Consider the following 5,590-nt stretch of genomic DNA (forward strand, 5'->3'; position numbering starts at 1 on the left):
GAACAAGTCCGACACCTTCGGCTTCAACGCCCAGACGGAAGAGTATGTCGACATGATCAAGGCCGGCGTCATCGACCCCGCCAAGGTCGTGCGCACGGCTCTGCAGGACGCCGCCTCGGTCGCCGGCATCCTGATCACCACGGAAGCGGCGGTTGCCGATGCGCCGAAGAAGGCCAGCGCCGGCGGCGCCGGCGGCATGGGCGGCGGCGGCATGGGCGGCATGGGCGATATGGACTTTTAAGTCCGCGTCGCTCGGCGGTTTAAGCTGAGACAGAAGAGGGCGGCTCCGGGGACGGGGCCGCCCTTTTTGGTGGCTGCGCCTGTCCTCATTGGGGTCAGTCCAGGTTCCACCGGGACTAAATCGTCGATAATATTTCCTTACGATGCTTGTCGGTATCTCTGCCCCGCACGGAGGGTGAAGGCAGTGGACGAATTCGCGAGGCTTGGCGTTTTGCACGACCAGGCGGTGCTCGATACGCCCCCGGAAGCACGGTTTGACCGCATCACGGCGATGGCCGCCGCGCACTTCAAGGCTCCCATTGCGCTGGTGTCGCTCGTCGACACGGACCGACAGTGGTTCAAGTCCTGCATTGGCCTTGATGTTCGTGAAACCGAACGCGGCTGGGCGTTCTGCGATCATGCCATTCGACTGGGCGCACATGCGGTTATGGTCGTCGAGGATGCGACGCTCGATGCGCGGTTCAAGGACAATCCCCTTGTCACCGGCGCGCCGGACATCCGCTTCTACGCCGGCGCGACCCTCACTACGAGCGAGGGGGTCAACCTCGGGTCGCTCTGCGTCATCGACACCGAGGCGCGTCCGACGCCGGATGGGGCGGATCTCGCCCATCTGCGTGCGCTGGCGGATCTCGTCGTGGACCAGATCGACCTGTCGCGCGCCAGGAAGGAGCTGGACGACCGGCACCGCATCCTCGATCTCGCCGAACGCTTGTCGGGGACGGGATACTGGACCCTCAATACCCAGACCGGCGCCGTGTTCTGGTCCCCGCAGGTCTATGCGATCCATGGCGAGGACCCGGCCACCTACAATCCCGCCCTGGGCGACGCCCTGGCCTTCTACGTCGAGGAGGATCGAAAATTCGTCTCCGACCTCATCAAGACACGCAGTAAAAACGGCCAGGGCTGGGACTTCGACGCCATAATTGCCCGCGCGGACGGCTCGCGCCGCAACGTGCGTTCGCTGGCAGAGGTGCAGAGGGACACGACGGGCTCTGTGACCGGCTTCTTCGGCGTGTTCAAGGACCTCACGGACGAGCGCAAGGCGATCGAGACGGCGGTCGAGCAGGAACGTCGCTACCGGCTGCTGGCCGACAACGTGAGCGACGTCATCGCCACCTATGGTCCCGACGGCATCTTCAGCTACCTCTCGCCGTCTATCAGCGAACTTCTCGGCTACTCTCCGGAAGAGATGATCGGGCGGACGTCCTATGACATCATGGTTCCGGAAGACCATGACCGCGTCGCCCGAGAGTTCAGGCAGGCCGCCAAGAGCCGAGCGCCTCTGACCGTCGAATACCGGGCGGTGACCAAGGATGGCTCGGTTCGGTGGCTCGAAGCGCCGCCACGTTTCCAGCGCGATGAGAATGACGTCATCGTCGAGATTCACGATTCCGTTCGAGACGTGACGGAGCGGCGCGAGCGTGAGGTGGCCCTCGCCGAAGCGCGAGCCATCGCGGAAGACGCCGCCCGGACCAAGGCCGACTTCCTCGCCAACATGAGCCATGAAATCCGCACGCCCCTTAAGGGGGTGATTGGGTTTGCAGAGGTGCTGTCCAGGACGGCGCTGGATCACGATCAGCGGCGATACCTCGATCGCATCCGGACGGCAGGAAAGGGGCTGTCGGCCCTGATCGACGACATCCTCGATTTCTCCAAGATCGAGTCCGGCAAGATGACGACCGAACGACAGGGATTCGATCTGAAAGGGCTCGCGACCGATGTGGTCGACCTGACGCAGGTGAGTGTGGCCGGGCGACTGGATCTGCAACTCGTGTTCGACAATGCCGTCAGCCCCTGGGTGATGGGTGATGAGCAGCGCACGAGGCAGGTGCTTTTGAACCTGCTCGGCAACGCGGCAAAGTTCACGCATGAGGGTTCTGTCACGCTGAGGGTCGGTATTTCGGAAGACCAACTCGAACTGAGAGTCACAGACACCGGGATCGGCATTTCCGCCGAAGCCCTTTCCCGTCTGTTTCAGGGCTTCACCCAGGCGGACACAGCGGTCGGTCGCAGGTACGGAGGGACGGGTCTGGGGCTGAGCATCAGCCGATCGCTCGCCCGGCTGATGCACGGCGACGTGACCCTGGAGAGCCGACCCGACGTCGGGACCACGGCGATTTTCACCCTGCCCTATGCGCCGGCCGAGGCTCAATCGCCGCCGGCTTCGGCATCTGCAGACGCATCATCGACCCAGCCCTTGAGAATTCTCGTGGTGGACGACGTCGAGGCCAATCTCGAGCTTCTGGATATCCTGCTCTCGCGCGCGGGCCACGCTGTCGTTTGCGTCACGTCCGGAGATGAGGCGATCGAATGGCTTGGCCGGGACGCCGGATTCGATCTCGTTCTTATGGATGTCCAGATGCCGGGCATGGACGGTCTGGCCGCGACCCGTCTGATCCGCGCGATGGCCAACGGGGCTCAATGCATACCCGTGGTCGCCCTCACCGCGAACGTCCTGGCACATCAGATCGAAGCCTGCCGCGCCGCCGGAATGACCGATCATCTGGGCAAGCCGTTCAAGGTCGAGGAATTAATGTGCCTGCTCTCTCGCGTGGCGGGGCTGGATGATCGCTCTCCAACACCTGCCGCGGAAGGGGTGGCCACGCCGGACCCTCTGGCAGAGCTGAAAGCCAGGTACAGGGCGCGGATGGATACGTTCGAGGACGAGTTCGCTCGCCTCGGGGCCTTGCCCCTGGACCGTCGTGCCGACGCCATCGCGGCCCTTAGCCACTCGATCGCCGGGACAGCCGGGAGCCTTGGCTTCACTGCGGTATCGGACGCAGCCTTCGAGCTGGAAGCGGAGGCCAAACGCTGCCGCGATCTGGGGGCTGAATTTGAGACGCTCCATCCGCTTGCCCGTAAGCTGATAAACCTCGTAGCGGCCTCTTGAGAGTTGCCATAGTAAACGGCGTTCGACTGCCGGGGGCTAAATACTCCCACCGCAGGGTCATTGCGGGTCGAAATGCATTGTCGTCGAGGATGACCCTTTCTGGTCCGCCGAAATCAGCGCGGCTCTGTTGTCAGCGGAAGTTGAAGTGATTCACGCTGCAGATGGTCGTGAGGCGTCCGCCCATGGCCCGGCGGCATCCCGACGCCTCAGCATGGTGCTGGATAACATCCGGCCCGAAATCGACGGCGTCGAGGTCCTTCAGCAACTGGGTGCAATCGCATCGGACATGGCCGTCCTTGCTTTCAACGGCGGAGGACGTCTCGGCGCTGCATTCAATATGAATGCTCGCGGAGACATTCGGCGCGAAGGCTTTACTTGCCAAGCCACGCACCCAAGGCCAACGTGTTGAGAACTGGACGGCTCTGGCCGCCTGATTCCGGATTATGGACACTTCCAAGTGAGCGCTCGCCAGTCGATCCTCGTCGTCGATGACGACCCCTTCATGCGAGAGCTGACGCGGATCCACCTGGAGAGCGCAGGTCATGTTGTGGTCTTGGCCAATGGGGGCGCCGAGGGTGTCGCCAAGGCGCGTTCCTTGGCGCCGGCCGTTATCATCATGGATTTTTCCATGCCGGGTCTGTCCGGCACGGATGCGCTCAAACAGATCCGGGCGGATCCGGACATCGCGGAGACGCCGGTCCTGATGCTGACGGCCTGGTCATCTGACGACAGCCGTCTCAAAGCCGAAAATCTCGGCGCGACCTGGCTGGAAAAGCCTCTTTCCGGCGAAGCACTGATCGATGCGGTTGACCGCATGATCGCGTCCTAGATGCGCGGGATTGCGTCAGGTCAGAAGCCGAGTGGACCACACCAGATTCTGGTGGTCGACGACGACCCCTTCATCCGGCAAATCGCCCAGGCGATCCTCTCGTCGAGGGGGCAGCGCGTCACGGTCGTAGGCACTGGAGCCGAAGCATTGGCGCGTATGGCGGAGACGCCCCCGGACCTGGTCCTTCTTGATCTCGGACTGCCCGACGTTCCGGGGCTGGAGGTTCTGCGTCATCTCCGGGCCGCCCGCTCATGGGACCATGTCCGAATCCTGATGCTCACGGCCTCGCATGACCTCGAGGACATCGTCCGGGCGAAACAGGCCGGGGCGTCGGGATACGTCTGCAAGCCGATTCAGCCCGACGCCCTGGCGGACATGGTCTGCGATCTGTTGGAGCAAGACGCCCTGCTCTGGCTGGATGACTACACACGGGTCCACAAAGGCTCTTGATCCTCGCAACCGGATTTTCATCTGTGAGTGGCAGATTGCTCGGCGAGAGGGGCCGTGCCGGTCCCCGTGAACGGTGACCCCACTTGCCCAAGCCCCGGATTCTTGTCGCCGAAGATGACCGGTATCTGGCGGCTCTGGTGCGGCAGACCCTTGAAAGTCACGGCATGACCGTGACCCTTGCCCAAAACGGCGAAGACGCGCTTCACCAAGCGGACAGCGACTGCCCGGACCTTGTGATCCTGGATGTCGCCATGCCGATCCTCGATGGTTTCGATGTACTGCGAACCTTGAAGGCCGACCGTTTTCATCGAGACACACCGGTCCTGATGTTGACCGCATCACGATGCGAAGGGGACGTCCGACGTGCGCTGTCGAACGGGGCCGCCGATTTCATCGCGAAGCCATTCCGACCAGACCAGTTGGTAAAACGGGTCAAACGCCTCCTGTCGAACGCGCCTGCCGAGTGCGCGATTGGCCAAAGACGAGCGGTCGATGGACCGAACTCTATAGGCGATTCAATCTTGGTTTGATGCGTCTGGAGTCCCGACCGGGAAACGAGAACGCTCCCTGGACGCCTGCAGTGTGAAGCGGGGCCCGCCACCAAAGCGCCTGGCGACATCCTGAACGCGCGGTGAAGGCCGGAACGGCGCATCCGAATCTGGCGCTTTGCGGTGCAATGGCCCGCTCTCTGCGCCGACGGGGGAACTGGCCATTTAGGTCCGCTCATCCCGGCGAAAGCCGGGACCCGGTTCTGTCCAGCCTGACACCGGTGTTTCAGGACGAGCGGGCGTGTCCCAGGCTCGGGCTGCCATCACCCAAAGGACTGGGTCCCCGCTTTCGCGGGGATGAGCGGGGGTGGTGCGGTTGCGACCCCTCCACCACGCTGCGCGTGGTCCCCCTCCCCATCGCAAGCGACGGGGAGGAGACACGGTGCTTGTTATTGCGCCGGGCGGACTTCCACCGGCAGGCCCAGCGCTTCCAGCTGGGGCTGGACGACCGAGGCGTCGCCGACGACGACCCAGACGAAGGTCGCCGGGTCGATGACGGCGCGGGCGGCGGCGTCCATCTGTTCGGCGGTCAGGGCGCGGGTGCGGCTGGCCAGGGTTTCCTGATAGTCGTCCGGACGGCCGTAGAGGGCGTTGGAGCGCAGGGCGCCGAGGATCTGGCCCGAGGTCTCATAG

At 63.7% G+C, this 5,590-nt stretch carries 6 protein-coding genes; 5 read left to right on the plus strand and 1 reads right to left on the minus strand.

Annotation, left to right across the window (positions count from 1 at the left end; genetic code table 11):
- The 5 genes from Q8K99_05175 to Q8K99_05195 form a co-directional block, all read left to right on the plus strand.
- Positions 1-241: TCP-1/cpn60 chaperonin family protein (locus Q8K99_05175; protein ID MDP2181947.1), on the plus strand; the 241-nt coding region annotated here is incomplete at its 5' end.
- Positions 242-424: 183 nt separating this feature from the next.
- A complete protein-coding gene (locus Q8K99_05180) occupies positions 425-3,130 on the plus strand; it encodes an ATP-binding protein (protein MDP2181948.1) in 2,706 nt (901 codons plus the stop codon).
- Positions 3,131-3,587: 457 nt separating this feature from the next.
- Positions 3,588-3,959 (plus strand): response regulator, encoded by a 372-nt coding sequence (locus Q8K99_05185; GenBank protein MDP2181949.1) that lies wholly within the window; start codon positions 3,588-3,590, stop codon positions 3,957-3,959.
- Entirely contained in the window at positions 3,960-4,409 is a 450-nt protein-coding gene (locus Q8K99_05190; protein ID MDP2181950.1) for a response regulator, read from the plus strand.
- A gap of 83 nt (positions 4,410-4,492) precedes the next feature.
- Positions 4,493-4,939 (plus strand): response regulator transcription factor, encoded by a 447-nt coding sequence (locus Q8K99_05195; GenBank protein MDP2181951.1) that lies wholly within the window; start codon positions 4,493-4,495, stop codon positions 4,937-4,939.
- 407 nt (positions 4,940-5,346) lie between these two features.
- Here Q8K99_05195 and Q8K99_05200 read toward each other — a convergent pair.
- Positions 5,347-5,590: hypothetical protein (locus Q8K99_05200; protein MDP2181952.1), on the minus strand; the 244-nt coding region annotated here is incomplete at its 5' end.

This window comes from Actinomycetota bacterium, from assembly GCA_030682655.1.
Taxonomy (GTDB): Bacteria; Actinomycetota; Coriobacteriia; order Anaerosomatales; family JAUXNU01; genus JAUXNU01.

Coding starts and splice junctions, on each gene's coding strand:
- Q8K99_05190 (MDP2181950.1), top strand. CDS start 3,960: ATGCGCGGGATTGCGTCAGGTCAGAAGCCGAGTGGACCACACCAGATT.